General features: G+C 34.9%; 14 protein-coding genes. 9 read left to right on the top strand and 5 right to left on the bottom strand.

Going from position 1 to position 19592, the window contains the following annotated elements:
• Positions 1–282 precede the first annotated feature (282 nt).
• Positions 283–492 carry a transcription antiterminator/RNA stability regulator CspE gene (gene cspE, locus A9G28_RS09485; RefSeq protein ID WP_034909833.1) on the top strand — a complete coding sequence of 70 codons (210 nt, stop codon included), beginning with the start codon at positions 283–285 and terminating at the stop codon, positions 490–492.
• Positions 493–661: 169 nt separating this feature from the next.
• Entirely contained in the window at positions 662–922 is a 261-nt protein-coding gene (locus tag A9G28_RS09480) for a DUF5339 family protein (RefSeq protein ID WP_065580508.1), read from the top strand.
• 6 nt (positions 923–928) lie between these two features.
• Here the strand turns inward: A9G28_RS09480 and A9G28_RS09475 are convergent, their stop codons facing one another.
• The 3 genes from A9G28_RS09475 to A9G28_RS09465 form a co-directional block, all read right to left on the bottom strand.
• Positions 929–1453, bottom strand: coding sequence for a thermonuclease family protein (locus A9G28_RS09475; protein ID WP_255307564.1), 525 nt, complete (start codon positions 1451–1453; stop codon positions 929–931).
• A 202-nt stretch (positions 1454–1655) separates the two neighbouring features.
• Positions 1656–2177 carry a bifunctional 3-hydroxydecanoyl-ACP dehydratase/trans-2-decenoyl-ACP isomerase gene (gene fabA, locus A9G28_RS09470; RefSeq protein ID WP_065567471.1) on the bottom strand — a complete coding sequence of 174 codons (522 nt, stop codon included), beginning with the start codon at positions 2175–2177 and terminating at the stop codon, positions 1656–1658.
• A 116-nt stretch (positions 2178–2293) separates the two neighbouring features.
• Positions 2294–4066, bottom strand: coding sequence for an AAA family ATPase (locus A9G28_RS09465; protein WP_141673649.1), 1773 nt, complete (start codon positions 4064–4066; stop codon positions 2294–2296).
• Positions 4067–4255: 189 nt separating this feature from the next.
• On the opposite strand from A9G28_RS09465, the gene A9G28_RS09460 reads away from it, so the two are divergent.
• Entirely contained in the window at positions 4256–6028 is a 1773-nt protein-coding gene (locus A9G28_RS09460) for a DUF3413 domain-containing protein (protein ID WP_065580507.1), read from the top strand.
• Between the two features lie 38 nt (positions 6029–6066).
• Here A9G28_RS09460 and lipA read toward each other — a convergent pair whose 3' ends face one another.
• Together lipA and lipB are read right to left on the bottom strand one after the other, a co-directional pair.
• Entirely contained in the window at positions 6067–7026 is a 960-nt protein-coding gene (gene lipA / locus A9G28_RS09455; protein WP_065567469.1) for a lipoyl synthase, read from the bottom strand.
• Positions 7027–7036: 10 nt separating this feature from the next.
• Positions 7037–7657, bottom strand: a complete 621-nt coding sequence (gene lipB, locus A9G28_RS09450; RefSeq protein WP_065567468.1) for a lipoyl(octanoyl) transferase LipB — start codon at positions 7655–7657, stop codon at positions 7037–7039.
• Positions 7658–8030: 373 nt separating this feature from the next.
• Between lipB and aceE the strand changes: the two genes are divergently transcribed.
• The 6 genes from aceE to glnE all read left to right on the top strand — a co-directional run bounded on the left by aceE (position 8031) and on the right by glnE (position 19367).
• Complete coding sequence (gene aceE / locus A9G28_RS09445) at positions 8031–10697, top strand: pyruvate dehydrogenase (acetyl-transferring), homodimeric type (protein ID WP_065567467.1); 2667 nt, start codon at positions 8031–8033, stop codon at positions 10695–10697.
• 12 nt (positions 10698–10709) lie between these two features.
• Complete coding sequence (gene aceF / locus A9G28_RS09440) at positions 10710–12302, top strand: pyruvate dehydrogenase complex dihydrolipoyllysine-residue acetyltransferase (RefSeq protein ID WP_081301560.1); 1593 nt, start codon at positions 10710–10712, stop codon at positions 12300–12302.
• 16 nt (positions 12303–12318) lie between these two features.
• Positions 12319–13743, top strand: coding sequence for a dihydrolipoyl dehydrogenase (gene lpdA, locus A9G28_RS09435; protein ID WP_065580506.1), 1425 nt, complete (start codon positions 12319–12321; stop codon positions 13741–13743).
• A 372-nt stretch (positions 13744–14115) separates the two neighbouring features.
• Positions 14116–15060: a CYTH domain-containing protein gene (locus A9G28_RS09430; RefSeq protein ID WP_065580505.1), complete on the top strand. Its 945-nt coding sequence runs from the start codon at positions 14116–14118 to the stop codon at positions 15058–15060.
• Positions 15061–15074: 14 nt separating this feature from the next.
• Complete coding sequence (locus A9G28_RS13380) at positions 15075–16067, top strand: hypothetical protein (RefSeq protein WP_141674731.1); 993 nt, start codon at positions 15075–15077, stop codon at positions 16065–16067.
• A gap of 459 nt (positions 16068–16526) precedes the next feature.
• Entirely contained in the window at positions 16527–19367 is a 2841-nt protein-coding gene (gene glnE / locus A9G28_RS09420) for a bifunctional [glutamate--ammonia ligase]-adenylyl-L-tyrosine phosphorylase/[glutamate--ammonia-ligase] adenylyltransferase (protein WP_065580503.1), read from the top strand.
• Positions 19368–19592 lie beyond the last annotated feature (225 nt).

The following is a 19592-nucleotide window of genomic DNA, read 5'->3' as shown; positions in this document are numbered from 1 at the left end:
ACACCTAATATAACATGATAAATTGTTATAACTAATAATAAAATCAACAAATTTAAAAAGATTCCTTGCATTAATAAACTAATTATGAGTAAATAGTACCAAGCATATGACATGCGGATTTATTTTGTAACATTTCGATATATGTAGTTTGTAGTTTACTATGTCTTAAAGATTAGTTTTCTTCAGTATCTTCTTCTTAGTGTTAGTAAGTAATCGAAGTTTTATGTTTTTGTATATAGCCTACAGTGGCTAAGATTAATTTATTTATATAGGAAGATTATTATGTCTAAGAAAACTGGTCAAGTTAAATGGTTTAACGAAAGTAAAGGTTTTGGTTTTATTTCCCCTGCTGATGGCAGTAAAGATGTATTTGTACACTTTTCTGCAATTTCTGGCGATGGGTTTAAGACATTAGGTGAAGGTCAACAAGTAGAATTTTCAATTCAAGACAGCCCTCGTGGACCTGCAGCAGCGGATGTTACCATCATCTAAGATTCATATTTTATTTTTTAGTTTTGCTACCCTATCGGTAAATTGTTACTGATAGGGTATTTTCTTATAGACTTCCCACCTTAAATTCTTTACCATATTCTAGCTATTTCTAGTATTAATTATCATTTTTCATGATATTAGCAACAAACTTATAATATAAGGAAAGAAAATGAAAAGATTACTATTTATTGTGTTATTAGGCTTTTCTTCAATTTCTATGGCGGATTTAACTGAATCATGTAAAACCTATTTTGATAAACTTGACAGTTTTATGAAAGCAATTCCTAAACAACAATCTAATATTATTAAACAAAGCGTAGAACTGGCTAAACAACAAATTTCGTCACTGTCTGCAGATAATCAAGTTCCAGCTTGTAAACAAGGTATGGATTTTCTTCAACAAGCTGAAGAAAATTTATTTAAAAAATAATATAATTTATCGCATATTATGCCGAAAATCCCAAGGAGCTATTGGATGTTTATCTTTCCATAGTCCTTTTTTATTTTGGTTTGCTCTGGTCTCTAATTTTACCATCATTTTGTTATTAGCAACGCCTTTATAACGGTATGCCCAAGCATAACCACTTTCGACCATTTTGGCATTAATATTTATTTTATTTAAAAAAATAGTCCCTAAGCATCTTTTATAGATGTCTTTTTTGTTTTCCTTCACAAAAACATTTTTACTAGCAATGAGTGTGGCTAAATATTTTCGTGATGCATTACCATAGGCTTGTGTGCTTTCTGGGGCATCGATATCAAGTAAACGAACACGGACTTTTTGTTTTTTGACAGTTAAAATATCCACAGTGTCGCCATCAATCACTTTAATAACTTTGCCACTAAAATCAGCATATACTAACGTGTTCGATAAACAAAATAAAATAATACAAAAAAATAAACGAGCTAAATGGTTCATTGAAATAGTAAGAATAGTATAAAAGTTTTTAATATTATACATTGATTGTTAAAAATCACGAAGCTGCGGTGGTGTTTTGTTTAATTAATGGTTAAGCACTTATTTAATGATTGTCCATCCTCTAGGCCGTATTAATAAAAATATGGCTCAGAGGTTAAGTGTTGTTATTTTTGATTATTAGAAAAGTTAGTTATGCAGCCTTATCCATATTAGATAAGGCTGACGAAAGCAAGTGTTAAATTAATTAAAAAGCATTGGTATCTTGGAATAGACCTACTTTTAAATCAGATGCTTGGTAAATAAGCTTACCATCAACAAAAACTTCACCATCACCGATTCCCATGATTAATTTGCGGTTAATTACCCGTTTGAAATGGATTTTGTAGGTCACTTTTTTATTAGTTGGTAATACTTGTCCCGTGAATTTTACTTCACCAACACCTAAAGCTCGTCCTTTGCCTTTGCCGCCTATCCAGCCCAAATAAAAGCCAACTAGTTGCCACATAGCATCAAGACCCAAACAGCCTGGCATAACAGGATCATTTTTGAAATGACATTTAAAAAACCATAAATTAGGATTAATATCCAGTTCTGCCTCGACAAAACCTTTGCCAAAATTACCACCGTTTTCATTCATCTCGATAATACGATCCATCATTAACATTAAATCAGATGGTAATGGAGGCCCATCATGACCAAATAATTCATTATTTCCTGATTTTATTAAATCTGTTTTATCGTACGATGATTTACGTTCAAATGTCATAAAAAAACCTTTTATTTAATGTAAATTAAAATATGTTTTGAAAATTGAAAGTTATCGAGCTTTCTATTTCTACTTCATAATCAATAAAATTTTGGGCTAAAGTTTATTGGGTATTGTTAATTTTTGCAATATTTTTGCCATTTACTAAGCCAACTATCTTGTTTTTTGTCTTGTAATAGTGCTGTTTGCATACGAGCATGAATCAATTGGTAAAGATTAATGCTATTTTTATCTTTATAGGGGATACCAGTAAGTAGATAAAGTGCATCAGCAATATGATCAACAGTCCATATTGAAAATTTTTCTTGTTTGATTGCTTCAATAACTTCATCATTTAAACTTAAATGGCGTTGGTTGGTAGCAGGAATGATCACGCCTTGTTGACCAGTTAAACCTTGATGCTTACAAACAGCAAAAAAACCTTCAATTTTTTCATTCACACCACCAATCGATTGAACATGCCCAAACTGATCTACTGACCCGGTTACTGCCAACTGCTGATCGATAGGTTGTTGCGATAAAGCGCTAATTATTGCACACAGCCCAGCAAGCGAAGCACTATCACCATCAATTTCATTATAGGACTGTTCGAATACCAAAGAAGTTGAAAAAGGTAATTGGTGATTGATCGCAAATTCAGACATAATAAAAGCCTGCATTATCATCATCCCTTTTGAATGAATATTGCCTGCTAATTCTGTTTTGCGTTCAATGTCAATTAGCTCGCCATCGCCAAATTGGAGAAGGCAACTCAAACGCGTAGGCTCACCAATAACTTTTGGGTGCCCAGGATATTCAATGACTGATAAGCCATTTATTTGTCCAACAATTTGATTTTTAGTATTAATCATTATTTGATTGTTGAAAATATCATCATATAATCTTTCTTGCAAATAATCTTCATGCCATGATTTTTGCCTGATTGCAGTAGTGATTGCAGATTCATCAATTGAGCAATTTTGCATAAAGTGTGAAGCATTAGCTAATAGTGAATTAATCCAATCAACCGAAAGAGGGAGATAATATTGGTCACCAGTGTAGCGAGTGGCTTCTTTGTATATTGTAGAAATTGCCGAAGTATCAATATTCGGCAAGCCTTGTTTATTTGCAATAAAGTTTAGGTAATCAATCCATAACTCAAATTGCTCAAATGAAGTGATTTTCAATTCATTCTCAAACTCAGCATAAATTGAAGTTGAAAAAAATTCTGGCTCGAAATCTTGTAATTCTGCTAAACTCAATCTATCTCCAACTAAAATAACCCGCAAATCAAGTGGCATAGATGGAATTGATAAAGGTAAAGGATGGGAATCATCTGTAGAAACCCACTCAAATTCTTGTTTCATTACCATTTGTTTTAACTTTGCCCACAACAAAGGTTGGCTAAGTAATGAACGAAGTCCTAAAATTAAAACACCACCATTAACACGATGAACAATCCCAGGTTGTAATTTTATTGGGCTATTTTCAGGCTGTCTAACGCAGCCAAAAAGTTTTTCAGTATCAATAGAAGATGCAAATAGGCAATTATCTTGAGCTGCAAAATTATCTTGTTTGCTTTTTGCCTCAGTTAGTGTAATTTTATTTTCACTAAAAAAATAGCTGTAGCCTAATGATGAGAAAGATAAGTCTGATTTAATTGCTTGTCGAAGTAAACCAAAAAAAAGCTCACTTTCAGGCGCTTTAAGCAACATAAAACGTGGGTTATAACATTCTTTTTTATTGTTGCATAATCGTGACAAAGCGGAGGCAACACGAGGTTGCCACTTGAGTAAATGCTTCGATTTTTCTGGCGTTAATGCTGCTGAAAAATTAGTTTTGTTTTTAAGATCAGAAATATATGATAAATTAGGTTGGATCTGTTGTGTGTTGAGTTGTGTAATTGCCAAAATTATTGTCTTTTTGTTAGCTTATTTCATCTGCAAATTATAACAAGTATCCGTTGTATCGCCAACAGATTACCAAAATCTTTATGGTAACAAATAAAAAAATTACGGAAAGATTTTTCAAAATCAGGTAGACTAAGTCACAATTTATTGTTTATTTTGCATCACTATCATCATTATCAACGACTAAACATGCTCAGAATCAAAAATACCTATTTCAAAGATGAACGTTCCTCTCAAATTGTTAGTTGGGGACATTGGTTTACGTTGTTTAATATTTTTATCGTAATAATACTTGGTAGTCAATATCTAATTATTGCAGATTGGCCTCGCACTTTTATGGGGCGATTTTATGCAATAATTAGTGCGATTGGCCATTTTAGTTATTTGACTTTTATTGCTTACCTAGTTCTACTTTTTCCTTTAAGTTTTTTTATTCATTCATCTCGATGGCAAAGGATTATTGCAACAGTTTTTGCAACTGTTGGTATTTCATTATTACTTATTGATATTGAGGTTTTTTCGCATTTTAGAATGCATTTAAATTTGTCTATTTGGCAATTATTTTCATCACAAAAAGTTACTTATTTAAGTTCAATATTTATTATCATTCCGTTTATTTTATTAATTGAGATTCTATTTTCAGTTTGGAGCTGGAAAAAATTACGTAGTTTAAGTAAGCGTAAATGCTATGCAAAGCCTGTTGTGGTTGCCTTTATTATTTGCTTTGTTACTTCGCACTTGACTCATATTTGGGCTGATGCTAATTTTTATCGTCCAATTACTATGCAGCGCTCAAGCCTGCCGCTTTCTTATCCTTTAACCGCTCGTCATTTTCTTGAACGCTATGGATTTATGAAAGAAAATGGTTATCGTGATCGCGTGACTCAAGAGGGGAACCCTTTTGCAATAGCAATTGAGTATCCTTTAGGGCGTATTGTTTATGATGAACAACCAATAAAAAACAATGTTCTAATCATTACTATTGATGGATGGAATGTTGATTTATTAAGTAAATATATGCCAAAGCTTAATGAGTTTGCTCAAGATAACATCGCCTTTACTAATCATTATGTTGCAAGTAATCAACCTTATTTGAATAATTTTTCATTGTTTTATGGATTAGATCCTAATTACTATAATAGTATCCTTGTTGGGCATAAACCGTCGGTATTATTTGAGGCTGTTACTAAACGACAATATAATTTAGGCTTATTTTCGGTTGATGGATTTGCAGAGCCTTTATATCGTTCTGCATTGTTATCTAATTTTTCAATATCAGAGCCTAAAAAACAAACCAATAAACAAATAACCGAAAGCTGGATGGCGTGGCATAAAGAACAGAATAATATTGATAATCATGCGCCTTCATTTTCTATAATTCAATATTCGTTAGGTGATAAAAACAAAAAAATTGCTATATCTGGCCTTCAATTAGAAGCTAAAAAATTAGATCAGAATATTGCATCATTAATGACTTATTTAAAATTATCTAATGCCAGTGATGATACAGTTGTTATTGTTACAGGCTCGAATAATATTAAAATTGATGAAGCAAAAAAAATAGCTTTACGCAATACAGGTAGTGGCTTTAATCGTGACTTATTAAAAGTCCCTCTGATTATATCATGGCCAGGTAAAGAAAAATCACAAGTAACACAAGCGACCTCGCAAACCGATATTATGTGTACATTAATGCAAGATGTGTTTTATGTCACTACACCACCACGGCAGTATAGCCAAGGAAAAAGCCTATTTAGCCCTAAAACAAGGCAATGGTTAGTTGTGGGTGATGAGAATACTATTGCTGCGATTTATGATGATAAAACAGTAGTTTTAGACGCATCTGGCCGTTCTAAGATTTACGATTTAAATGGCAAGTTAAAAAAAGGTGAAAAAATTAGCTTGCCAATATTCTTACAGATAGTCACCGAAAATCGCCGTTTTATGGTGGTGGATAATTGATTTATTTGCTGATTTAAAAATAAAAAAGAGGGTGAAGATTACTTCACCTCTTTACCCATAGCTTGTAGATCTGCATGATAAGATGAGCGGACAAAAGGCCCACAAGCGGCATGTGTAAATCCCATATTTAATGCAGTTTGTTTCAGGACTTCAAATTCTTGCGGTGAAACATAGCGCTCAACTGGCAAGTGATATTTACTTGGCTGTAAATATTGACCCAATGTTAACATAGTAACGCCATGGCTGCGTAAATCTTTTAATACTTGAATTAACTCTTCGTTTGTTTCGCCGAGCCCAACCATTAATCCTGATTTTGTTGGAATTTCAGGGTGCTTTTCTTTAAAGGCTGATAATAACTTGAGCGATCCTTCATAATTAGCGCCAGGGCGTATCCTTTTATATAAACGAGGGATATTTTCCAAATTATGATTAAATACATCAGGTGGGTTTTCACTCAATATTTCAACGGCTTCATCAATACAACCACGAAAATCAGGCGTTAATGTTTCAACTTTTATATTTGGGCTTAAGGCGCGGATTTCTTGAGTACAAGATGCAAAATGGCTAGCACCTCCATCTTTTAAATCATCTCTATCTACAGAGGTAATAACAACATAACGCAGCTTCATTTCTTGAATTGTTTTAGCTAGCTTGATTGGTTCTTCTCGATCTGGGGGTAATGGCCTACCATGTGCTACATCACAAAATGGGCAACGGCGCGTACAAATATCACCTAAAATCATAAAAGTGGCTGTGCCATGGTTAAAACACTCCGCCAAATTAGGGCAAGATGCTTCTTCACAGACAGAGTGTAAACCATGTTTTCGCATGGTATTTTTTATATGCGCAATATTATCAGAGTGAGCGGATAATTTTATTCGCATCCATTCTGGTTTTTTTAGTGGTTTGGTGTCTTCTAATGTTATTGTTGGAATTAAACGTGTTTTGTCAGCATCTCGGTATTTTGAGCTTCTGATTGTTGTTTCATTATTTTGCATAATTGGTATCTTATCTTTGGGGTAACTGCTTAATAAAATTATCAGTTAATAACTGTTGTATTTCTTTGCGGTTAAATTTTGACACATAGTCCTTTAACTGCGTCATTTGTAATCCTGCGTAGCCACAAGGGTTAATGTTATTGAAAGGAGTAAGATCCATATCAATATTTAATGCTAGTCCATGTAGTGTACAACCTCGGTTTATATGCAAACCCAGCGAACAAATTTTTTTATGGTCAATATAAACTCCTGGAGCATCGGGTTTTGCATGGGCTATAATACCATAATGAGCTAATGTTTGAATGACACTATTTTCTAAATAACTAACTATATCACGAATACCAATCTTAAGACGTTTTAAGTCAAACAAAATATACATAATTTGTTGACCTGGTGCATGATAGGTAATTTGACCGCCACGGTCGCTTTGAATAACAGGGATATCAGTATGATTTAATAAATGCTCTGCCTTGCCTACTTTTCCTTGGGTAAATACGGGATCATGTTCAACTAGCCAGATTTCATCTGGAGTGTGCTCATTACGGTTTTTTGTAAAGTCATGCATCGCCTGATAAGTTTGTCCGTAAGATTGAATTTTTAAATCTTTGATAATGACATTATTTATGATCATGATGTTGCTTATTGCCATTGGTATTAGCTGATATTAACTTAAAATTTCCCATTATATAACAGATTTTACTATATTTTGACAACTTGTAGGTAATTCCGATATAGACATTTTGACTATTTTTTTGTATTTATTTATCAATAAAATTTGGTTTTTATCAAACAGCTAACATAACTTTCAATATTACCATTGAAATAGTTGATTAATTTGATAGGAATTAACGTTCTTTTATAAGCTATGGTTTGCTTTACTTTTTTTATGAAAATGGCAGACTTATGCTAATAAAGCTCCATAATGCAGAGTTGTAATTTATATAGTTATTTATAGCTAAGGATAGCAAATGCTGCATTTTTTTTAACAAAAAAGAGGTTTTTATATGTCGGATATGCAAGTGAATGATATCGATCCCATTGAAACACAAGATTGGCTCAAAAGCCTTGAGTCAATTATTCGCGAGGAAGGGATTGAACGTGCACAATATATTATTGAACAAATAGTTAATAAAGCAAGAGATGGTGGTGTTCCTTTACTTTTCGGATCTTCAACCAGTAACTATATTAATACAATTCCTGTGGAAGAAGAGCCCCCTTATCCGGGTGATTGGGATATCGAAAGACGTATTCGTTCAATTGTTCGTTGGAATGCAATTATGATGGTGCTTAGAGCTTCTAAAAAAGATTTAGAACTTGGTGGGCACATGGCATCGTTCCAATCCGCAGCCACTTTTTATGAAGTCTGTTTTAACCATTTTTTCCGTGCACGTAATGAAAAAGATGGCGGTGATTTAGTTTATTTCCAAGGACATATTTCACCAGGTGTTTATTCACGAGCATTTCTTGAAGGCCGTTTAACAGAAGAGCAACTTGATAATTTCCGCCAAGAAATACATGGTAAAGGATTACCTTCTTACCCACATCCTAAGTTATTACCTGAATTCTGGCAATTCCCTACAGTATCAATGGGGCTTGGACCTATTAGTGCAATTTATCAAGCACGATTCTTAAAATATTTAAATCACCGTGGACTTAAAGATACTTCTGAACAAACCGTCTATGCTTTCTTAGGTGATGGAGAGATGGATGAACCAGAATCAAAAGGTGCAATTACCGTTGCAACACGTGAAAAACTGGATAATTTGGTATTTGTTATCAACTGTAATTTACAACGTTTAGATGGTCCAGTAACAGGCAATGGTAAGATCATCAATGAATTAGAAGGTGTTTTTGCTGGTGCAGGTTGGAACGTGATTAAAGTTCTTTGGGGTGATCGTTGGGATAAACTTCTGCAAAAAGATAAGTCTGGTAAATTAATCCGACTTATGAATGAAACGCTTGATGGCGATTATCAAACATTAAAATCTAAAGATGGCGCTTATGTTCGCGAGCATTTCTTTGGTAAATATCCTGAAACAGCAGAGCTTGTTAAAGATATGACTGATGAAGAAATCTTCAGATTAAACCGTGGCGGTCAAGATCCAGCTAAAATGTTTGCAGCATTCCAACGAGCAAAAGAGACTAAAGATCGTCCAACAGTCATTCTTGCTCACACCATTAAAGGTTATGGTATGGGTGATGCAGCAGAAGCTAAAAATATTGCCCACCAAGTGAAAAAAATGAATATGGATGGAGTTCGCCATGTTCGTGACTTCTTTAATATTCCTGTGACAGATGAAGCACTCGAAAAATTACCTTATATTAAATTTGAAGAACATACTCCAGAATATAAATATATTCATGAGCGCCGTAATGCCTTACATGGTTACGTTCCATCAAGATTAACAAAATTCTCTGGCAGTGTTTCAATTCCAGCATTAAGCGAATTTTCATCATTACTTGAAGCACAATCAAAAGAAATATCAACCACAATTGGCTTTGTTCGTGCACTTAATATCATGCTTAAGGATAAAGAATTAGCGCCACGCTTAGTACCAATTTTGGCTGATGAAGCGCGTACTTTTGGTATGGAAGGTTTGTTCCGTCAAATTGGCATCTATAATCCTCATGGTCAACAATATACACCGCAAGATAGGGAACAAGTTGCTTATTATCGTGAAGATGAAAAAGGGCAAATTCTACAAGAAGGGATCAATGAATGTGGTGCAACTGCTTCATGGTTAGCGGCTGCAACATCATACAGCACTAATGATTACCCAATGATTCCATTCTACATTTACTATTCTATGTTTGGTTTCCAACGTATTGGTGATTTAATGTGGGCGGCTGGCGATCAACAAGCACGTGGATTTATGATCGGTGGCACATCTGGTCGTACAACATTAAACGGTGAAGGCCTACAACATCAAGATGGTCATAGCCATATTCAATCATTAACTATTCCAAATTGTATCTCTTATGATCCTGCTTATGTGTATGAAGTGGCTGTGATTATGCAAGACGGTTTACGTCGTATGTATGGCGAACAAGAAAACGTGTATTACTACATCACCACCCTTAACGAAAACTATGCACAACCTGCAATGCCAGCAGGTGCAGAAGAGGGGATTTGTCGTGGTATTTATAAACTTGATACCGTTGAAGGTCAAAAAGGCAAACCAACTGTGCAGCTATTAGGTTCAGGTTCAATTTTACGACATGTACGTGAAGCTGCTGATATTCTGGCTAAAAATTATGGTATTAGCTCAGATGTTTATAGCGTAACATCATTTACTGAACTTGCTCGTGATGGTCAAGATTGTGAACGTTATAATATGTTACATCCAAGCGAAACACCAAAAGTTCCTTATGTTGCTCAAATTATGAATAACAATCCTGCGGTTGTTTCCACTGATTATATGAAACTTTTTGCTGAACAAATTCGTGGATTTGTACCAGCTGAAAGTTATCGAGTACTGGGTACTGATGGTTTTGGACGCAGTGATAGCCGTGAAAATTTACGCCATCACTTTGAAGTTGATGCATCTTATGTTGTAGTTGCAGCATTGGGTGAACTTGCTAAACGTGGTGATATTGAGGTTAGCGTTGTTGAAGAAGCAATTAAAAAATTCGAAATCAATGCAGATAAACTTAATCCACGTATTGCATAAGAGGTAAAAAGAATGAGTATTGAAATTAAGTTACCTGACATTGGTAGTGATGAAGTTGAAGTGACTGAAATTCTGGTTAATGTTGGTGACAAAGTTGACGCTGATCAGTCAATTATGACCGTTGAAGGCGATAAAGCTTCAATGGAAATTCCTGCTCCACAAGCAGGCATTGTTAAATCAATTATTGTGAAAGTTGGTGATAAAGTCAAAACTGGTGTTGACATCATGGTATTTGATGCAGATGGTGCAAGTGCACCAGCTGCTGCAAAAGAAGAGCCGAAAGTCGCAGCTTCTGCGCAAGCGGCTGCGCCAGCAGCAAGCCAAGTTGTTGATGTCAATGTACCAGACATTGGTGGCGATGAAGTTGAAGTAACAGAGATTTTGGTTAAAGTTGGTGACACTATTGCTGTTGATGATTCATTAATTACTGTTGAAGGTGATAAAGCTTCAATGGAAGTACCAGCAACCATTGCTGGCGTAGTTAAAAATATCCTAGTAAAAATTGGCGATAAAGTGAAAACAGGTTCCAAAATCATGGAATTTGAAAGCGCTACTGGTGTAGCTTCTGCTACTACAGCAAATCAAGCCTCTTCGGCTCCTGTTGCTGAAAAAGTTGCGCCAACGCCAGCAGCGCCTGTTGTGGCAAAATCAGCTCCTGCATCATCAGGTAATGATTTCGTTGAAAATGATGCTTATGCCCATGCAACCCCATCTGTACGTCGTTTAGCGCGTGAATTTGGTGTGAACCTTGCAAAAGTGCAAGCGACAGGCCCTAAAAATCGTATTTTACGTGAAGATATTCAAGCTTACGTTAAAAATGCGGTTAAACAAGTTGAAAGCGGGGCTACTGGTGGTGCATTGCCTGGTTTATTACCATGGCCAAAAGTTGATTTCAGTAAATTTGGTGAAGTTGAATCGCTACCATTAACGAAAATTCAAAAAGTATCGGGTGCTAATTTACACCGTAACTGGGTAATGATTCCACATGTTACTGAATTCGACGAGTCAGATATTACTGATTTGGAGGCTTTCCGTAAACAACAAAATGCCGAAGCTGATAAAAAGAAACTTGATCTTAAAATAACGCCACTTGTGTTTATCATGAAAGCAGTAGCTAGTGCGTTAACGGCATACCCGCGCTTTAATAGCTCGTTATCTGAAGATGCGCAAACCTTAATTATCAAAAAATACATTAACATTGGTGTAGCTGTGGATACGCCTAATGGTTTAGTTGTTCCTGTATTTAAAGATGTCAATAAAAAAGGCATTATTGAGCTTTCTCGTGAACTTGCTGAAATTTCCAAAAAAGCACGTGAAGGTAAATTAACTGGCAGTGATATGCAAGGTGGATGTTTTACCATTTCTAGCCTTGGTGGCATTGGTACGACCTCATTTACACCAATTGTTAATGCGCCAGAAGTTGGCATTTTAGGCGTGTCACGTTCTAGCATGAAACCAGTTTGGAACGGTAAAGAGTTTACACCACGTTTAATGTTGCCTTTATCATTATCATTCGATCATCGTGTTATTGATGGTGCTGATGGTGCGCGCTTCTTAAGCCATATTGTTAACGTATTATCCGACTTACGTCGTTTAGTGATGTAGTGGAGGAAAACAGATTATGAGTCAAGAAGTAAAAACACAGGTTGTTGTTTTAGGTGCTGGACCAGCGGGCTATTCCGCTGCGTTCCGCGCGGCTGACCTTGGACTAGATGTTACCCTTGTTGAACGTTATTCAACACTTGGTGGTGTTTGTTTAAATGTAGGCTGTATTCCATCAAAAGCATTACTTCATGTTGCTAAAGTAATGGATGAAGCAAAATCATTAACTGAACATGGCATCCATTTTGGTACGCCGAGACTTGAATTAGACAAAGTACGTGGTTGGAAAGAAAAGGTCATTAGTCAACTCACTAATGGGCTTGCTGGTATGGCAAAAATGCGCAAAGTCAATGTGATTCAAGGTGAAGCACAATTTACGGGTAGTCATACCATGGATGTGACATCTTCAAAAGGTATCACTAAAATTACTTTTGATAATGCGATTATTGCAGCGGGTTCTCGCCCAATTAAATTACCGTTTATTCCGCATGATGATCCGCGTATTTGGGATTCTACAGATGCATTGGCTTTAACAACGATTCCGAAAAAACTATTATTAATGGGTGGCGGAATCATTGGTCTTGAAATGGGTACTGTCTACCATGCATTAGGTTCAGAAGTAGACGTGGTTGAAATGTTTGACCAAGTGATCCCAGCAGCTGATAAAGATGTTATTAAAGTCTTTACTAAGCAGATCCAGAAGAAATTCACTTTACGTTTAGAAACCAAAGTGACTACTGTTGAAGCAAAGCATGATGCAATTTATGTCACCATGGAAAAGAAAGATGGCACCACTGAAACCCACACTTATGATGCGGTACTTGTGGCAATTGGTCGTACACCGAATGGTAAGCTAATTAGTGCTGAAAAAGCAGGTGTTAACGTGACTGATCGTGGTTTTATTGAAGTCGATAAGCAAATGCGTACCAATGTACCACACATCTATGCTATTGGTGATATCGTTGGTCAGCCAATGCTTGCGCACAAAGGCGTACACGAAGGTCATGTTGCAGCCGAAGTGATTGCAGGTAAAAAACACTTCTTTGATCCAAAAACCATTCCTTCTATCGCTTATACTGAGCCAGAAGTAGCTTGGGTTGGTTTAACTGAAAAAGAAGCGAAAGAAAAAGGCATTGATTATGAAGTGTCAATCTTCCCATGGGCAGCATCAGGACGTGCTATTGCATCTGATTGTTCCGAGGGGATGACAAAACTCATCTTCAATAAAGCAGATAATCGCTTGTTAGGTGGTGCGGTAGTTGGCGCTAATGGTGGTGAATTACTGGGTGAAATCACCTTAGCGGTTGAAATGGGTTGTGATGCAGAAGATATCGCATTAACCATTCACGCGCACCCAACATTGCATGAATCAATTGGCTTAGCCTCGGAAATTTATGAAGGCTCTGTCACTGATTTACCCAATGCTAAAGCGAAGAAGAAATAGTTAATAAGTCATTTATATACTTAATAAAATGCCGTTAGCTCAAACTAACGGCATTTTTATTTGTCTTAAAATAAATTTGTTTGTCAAAACGCTTCCGAAAATAAAGTGTTTTAATAAAATAAAACTGAATTAAATATACTTAGTATGGATCTTAATAAAATTGAATGAAAGAGTAGGCCATCTATTTATCATGATAGTTTGCGTAATTGCTAATATTTTTCATTTAAATTTAATCATCTTAATTTTAGTGTTTTTTTCACAATTTTGGGATTTAACTCAACTCCAAGATTCAATTTTTTAATTAATGATTAAGTATATTTCTTTAACTGTTCAATATATCATATAGCAAAATAACTAAGATAAAACAGAATAATGAGTAACGAAATCGAATTAAAATTTGAAATCAATGACAACGATATTGCTAATTTAAAATGTTTTTTGGAACAATGGGCTGATAGTGACGAAGCCGAATTTTCGGCAATATCATCAGTCAAACGACGTTCTACAAAATTCAACTTGACTAATACTTATTATGACACAAACGATCATTATTTACGTAATAACCATTGTGGTCTGCGAGTAAGAGGATGTGAAGAAAATCACCAAAAAAAGTTTGAAATTACCTTAAAGCGAGATAGAAAATCAGTGGCTGGTTTACATGAACGAATAGAATTTAATGTCAACTTACCTAACTCAGAACCTGATTTAACACTATTACCACATGCGGCATTACCTGATAATTGTAATATTGCCCAGTTACAACAAAATTTATTGCCATTGTTTAGTACTGATTTCAAACGTCAAACTTGGTTGATTTCGTTTGCAAGTAGTGAAATTGAAGTCGCTTTAGATCAAGGAGAGATTAAGTCAAACCAAAAGGTTAAAATTATTCAAGAAGTCGAACTTGAACTCGAACAGGGTAATAAACAAGATTTGCTCAATTTTGCGCTTGAATTAAGTCGATTTCATTTACATCTTTTTTCACAAAGTAAAGCCGCTAGAGGTTATTTGTTGCTTAAAAATTCACCATTGAAAAGCTGTCAGTTTGATATTAAAATGAATCAAAATTTAACGCAACTGCTCAATTTTTGGCAACAAAATGAAGAATATGCGTTAGAAACTAACAACTTAAATTTTTATCAACAAACTTTAAAGCAGATTAGTAATGTATTAGCTGATAAAAACTTATCTCTTGAACCTGAATTTACTCAATGGCAAGAGGCATTATTGTCTTTTAACTCAATAGAAAAGTTTGCTTTTAGTGAACTGAACACAAGGTTAAAACTGGCATTGATTGCGAATCTGACTCTTAATTAATGGACTAAAAATAGATGAAATTCTCTTTTTTTAAATTACCGTTCTTTTTTGTACTCTTTTATTGGATTCTTGATAGCATCTTTACGATTGGATGTTTGCTTTTTGTTAATAGTGATTTTCACAGCGATGAAGTATTGGCTTTATTTAGTTCAAATAGTTATAGTATATCATTATTAAATACCCTAATTTTAACTAATACTTTTAATCAATTAGCGAATCTGGTTCTAGTTTTTATTACTTCAGCAATAGTATTAAACCAATATTTTATTTATCGAGTCAACGCAAATAATCTTTTATATGCATTTACAATAGTACTTTTGATAATCATTGGTTTATATGCTTATCAAATTATATTTGCCCAGCAGACAGGCGTGTTTTTGAATAGTTACTTGTTGGAATCATACTTCTTTTATACCTATAGGTTTTATATAGGAATATTGCGGTTTGTTAGTTATATTTGGATATTCATGGGGATTTGTTTAGGGATAAAACTATTGCGTTCGGTTTTTGTAACGGAACTGGAAATGATTGCATTGCCTACAAAGTATAGTCAAAAAATTCATTTATCTTTATTTATCTTGTTATTTAATTTTTATTATTTGGTTATTGTCTTATTCTTTTTGAATTACTTTTTACTTCCTGATTTTCTTTTCGAATCAGATATTTTTGCGATGAGTTTTCATTCAATTTTTTTACTAATATGTAATACCGTTGGCTACATTGCTTTACGCAAACAATTTACTTCTGTCGGGTCTAAACTTCAACTAAAAAATTTAGCTTTTAGTTCTGCTATTGCTTTTAGTGTAACCTTGCTACTATCTATAATTGTTTTTTTTATCAATACCTATTTTATGAATTTAGGATGGCTTGACAAGATGGTTAAGCCATTGAATGATAAACAAATTTTAGCTATTGCATTCTCTTATATTATAGCATTTTTTGTAGTGTTATGTTTGATTGGTTGGCTCGTTGTTCGCAAAGTAGTAAAGGTATTTTTTAGCAAATAAGATCATCATTCTATCGTATTGAACATTGATACGATAGAATTTTAAGATTTTTCTTTTAGTAAATAAGCTCCATTGATGTAGCTCATCTTGCAAAATAGTATACCCAAAAATAGTGAATAAATTACCTGATGATTAGCTATCTATTAATTATGAGGTATTCCCTATTTTGTAAAAAAACATTCAATATGTCTATACCGTTTAAATGGTAAAAATAATTACCTGCCTTAAATCAAAATTAACAACTTGAAGTAAATAACGAATCTTAAATAAGATATTCAATATATAGTGAATTATCTTTAAGATCTTTTGATAAAATAACAACAAAAAGCATACGCCACTATTTTTCTACAAACTTTTATTTTTTATATAAATACTATATCAATGAAAAAAGTTATTTATAATAGAGGCTTATTTTGGTGATTTTACTTTTAGTAACAATATTTCTAAGAGAGTTTGCCCATGTCGGAATTTAATCTACCACTTTGCCTTTTGCTTGAACAACAAAAGCAAAAAGTTATCTCGCAACTTAAACAATGCCAGCCAGATGAAGTGCAAGCTAATCTTGATATTTTAGTACAAAGTGATTTTTTGGTGGATGCTTTTTATCGATTCCCACAGTGGCTCTCTGAGATAGCAAACAATCCACTGAAAGCCGACGAACGACAATATTACCAAAATTGGTTAACTAAAAAATTAACCTTAGTTTCGGATGAAACTGAATTGATGAAAGAATTACGGCAATTTAGGCGTTATATTTTAGTTCGATTAGCATGGTCTCAATTAACCCACATCAGTTGTGATGAGCAAATTTTATTACAATTAAGCGAGTTGGCAGAAGTGATTATTGTTACGGCTCGTGATTGGCTTTATGAACTGAGTTGTAAAGAGTGGGGCACTCCTTGTAATGCACAAGGTAAATTACAACCCTTGCTAATTTTAGGGATGGGTAAACTGGGCGGTGGAGAACTTAATTTTTCGTCTGATATTGATTTGATTTTTACTTACCCAGAGCATGGGCAAACGCAAGGTGGGCGACGAGAGCTTGATAATAGTGTATTCTTCACTCGATTAGGGCAGCGCTTAATTAAAGCTCTTGATCAAATTACCGAAGATGGTTTTGTTTATCGTGTTGATATGCGCTTGCGCCCGCTAGGCGATGGCGGACCTTTGGTGTTAAGTTTTTCATCTATGGAAGACTACTACCAAGAGCAAGGTCGTGATTGGGAGCGTTATGCAATGGTTAAAGCTAAAATACTTGGAGATCAGCAATCGCCTTATGTTAATGAACTTTACCAAATGCTAAAACCCTTTGTGTATCGCCGTTATATCGACTTTAGCGTCTTACAGTCATTACGTAATATGAAAAGCATGATTGAACGTGAAGTACGTCGTCGCAGTTTAAAAAATAATATTAAGCTTGGTGCTGGGGGAATTCGGGAAGTTGAGTTTATTGTGCAAGTCTTTCAGCTTATACGTGGTGGGCGAGTAGTGGGGTTACAAACACGTTCACTGCTCACGGCTTTACAGGTTATTGAACAAGAATCATTGCTCAACACTGATGAAGTAACCGCATTACGTGAAAACTATCTTTTTTTACGCCGTTGTGAAAATTTACTGCAAGCTATTAACGATGAACAAACTCAAACCTTGCCAGATGATGAACTTGATCAGCTACGCCTAGCCAGCGGTATGGGATTGGCTAACTGGGCTGATTTTCAACGTGACTTAACTCAGCGCATGCAAGCTAACCGCCAAATATTTAATCAGCTTATTGGTGAGCATGAATCGACATCATCCACGGCAAAACAATACAATGATCAGTTCGATGATCTTTGGGTACCCGATCTACAAATAAATGATGTAAAAGCAATACTGCCATCTTATTCAGATGATGATGTAAATCAACTTTGGCAAATGCTTGTACAATTTCGTGATGATATCGGTAAACGTACTATTGGTGTACGGGGGCGTGAAATACTCGATCAATTGATGCCTAGATTATTAGAATCCATTTGTAGTGAAAAACAAGCAATAGTCATTTTATCGAGAATTTTTCCTTTGCTAGTTAATATTGTTAGTCGTACCACCTATTTAGAGTTATTACTAGAATACCCAATCGCATTAAAACAGGTGATTCGCTTATGCAGTGCATCACCAATGATCAGTGATCAACTCGCTCATTACCCCATATTGCTTGATGAACTTATTGATGTTAATTCGCTACACCAAACGATTGCACCACACGAATATAAAAGCCAACTTTATCAATATTTACTTCGTATTCAAGTGGATGATGAAGAACAACAACTGGAAGCATTACGACAATTTAAGCAAATGCAATTACTCCATATTGCTACCGCAGATGTTGAACATGTATTAACCACCATGAAAGTCAGTGATCACCTAACCTATGTGGCCGAAGCATTACTCGATTTTGTTATACAAATGGCGTGGAATCAAATAACCGCCCGTTATGGTCAGCCAGAACATTTATCTGCTAATGACAAAGGATTAGTTGTTGTTGCTTATGGCAAATTAGGTGGCTGGGAGCTAGGTTATGGTTCCGATCTTGATTTAGTCTTTTTACACGATTGCCCAGTAAACAGCATGACCAAAGGCGAAAAACAGATCGACAGTCGTCAATTTTATTTGCGTTTAGTACAACGAATTATTCACCTATTTAATGTACGTACTAGCTTTGGTATTTTATATGAAGTCGATGTAAGGCTCCGCCCTCAGGGAAATGCTGGGTTACTTGCGTGTAGCTTAAATTCATTTGAGGATTACCAGATGAATGAAGCTTGGACTTGGGAACATCAAGCATTAGTACGAGCCAGAGCCGTATATGGCGAAAGCGAATTAATAAAACGTTTTAACCAAATTCGTCATAATGTACTTTGTAAAAAGCGAGATCAAAATACCTTAAAAAAAGAAGTTCGGCAAATGCGCGAAAAAATGAGAGCCCACCTTAGCACATCACACACGCATTTGTTTAATTTAAAAATTGATGAAGGGGGGATTGGTGATATTGAATTTTTATCGCAATATCTTGTACTTAATTATGCTTATCAATACCCAAAAATGACAACATGGAGCGACAACGTTCGTATTTTAGAACTCGCAACAAATTACCAAATTATGGATAGCAACGAAGCCCAGCAACTAACACAAGCTTATATTGACATGCGCAATAAAATTCATCAATTGGCATTACAAGCTTTACCAAGTACTGTTGATGATTCGCAATTCAGTCAAGTAAAAAATATTGTTAATCAAAGCTGGCGTAAGTGGTTAATGTAGTGAGTAAAATATTATTATTTTGTTACTTTCAACGATGAGACGAGGCTCGTAGTCAAAAGCGGAGAAAAGCTTTAAGTCATTTATCATGATAGCCTCGCAACGGCTAGAATGAGAAAACTCATCATGGGGGATGAATTGTTTACCTTTGAACCGCGATACTTGGTTAGGTAATATTTTATAGTAATGAAAATAAAGAAGCTTGTTATTTTCGATTATTTCGCCATG

The sequence above is a fragment of the Gilliamella sp. Fer1-1 genome (assembly GCF_001690825.1).
GTDB classification, from domain to species: Bacteria; Pseudomonadota; Gammaproteobacteria; order Enterobacterales; family Orbaceae; genus Gilliamella; species Gilliamella apicola_C.
This window is presented reverse-complemented; position numbering and strand designations above follow the sequence as displayed.

What these genes read in the sequence shown, in the direction of transcription:
- cspE (WP_034909833.1), top strand. Translation starts at nt 283, where the DNA reads ATGTCTAAGAAAACTGGTCAAGTTAAATGGTTTAACGAAAGTAAAGGT.
- A9G28_RS09480 (WP_065580508.1), top strand. Translation starts at nt 662, where the DNA reads ATGAAAAGATTACTATTTATTGTGTTATTAGGCTTTTCTTCAATTTCT.
- A9G28_RS09475 (WP_255307564.1), bottom strand. Translation starts at nt 1,453, where the DNA reads ATGTATAATATTAAAAACTTTTATACTATTCTTACTATTTCAATGAAC.
- fabA (WP_065567471.1), bottom strand. Translation starts at nt 2,177, where the DNA reads ATGACATTTGAACGTAAATCATCGTACGATAAAACAGATTTAATAAAA.
- A9G28_RS09460 (WP_065580507.1), top strand. Translation starts at nt 4,256, where the DNA reads ATGCTCAGAATCAAAAATACCTATTTCAAAGATGAACGTTCCTCTCAA.
- lipA (WP_065567469.1), bottom strand. Translation starts at nt 7,026, where the DNA reads ATGCAAAATAATGAAACAACAATCAGAAGCTCAAAATACCGAGATGCT.
- lipB (WP_065567468.1), bottom strand. Translation starts at nt 7,657, where the DNA reads ATGATCATAAATAATGTCATTATCAAAGATTTAAAAATTCAATCTTAC.
- aceE (WP_065567467.1), top strand. Translation starts at nt 8,031, where the DNA reads ATGTCGGATATGCAAGTGAATGATATCGATCCCATTGAAACACAAGAT.
- aceF (WP_081301560.1), top strand. Translation starts at nt 10,710, where the DNA reads ATGAGTATTGAAATTAAGTTACCTGACATTGGTAGTGATGAAGTTGAA.
- lpdA (WP_065580506.1), top strand. Translation starts at nt 12,319, where the DNA reads ATGAGTCAAGAAGTAAAAACACAGGTTGTTGTTTTAGGTGCTGGACCA.
- A9G28_RS09430 (WP_065580505.1), top strand. Translation starts at nt 14,116, where the DNA reads ATGAGTAACGAAATCGAATTAAAATTTGAAATCAATGACAACGATATT.
- A9G28_RS13380 (WP_141674731.1), top strand. Translation starts at nt 15,075, where the DNA reads ATGAAATTCTCTTTTTTTAAATTACCGTTCTTTTTTGTACTCTTTTAT.
- glnE (WP_065580503.1), top strand. Translation starts at nt 16,527, where the DNA reads ATGTCGGAATTTAATCTACCACTTTGCCTTTTGCTTGAACAACAAAAG.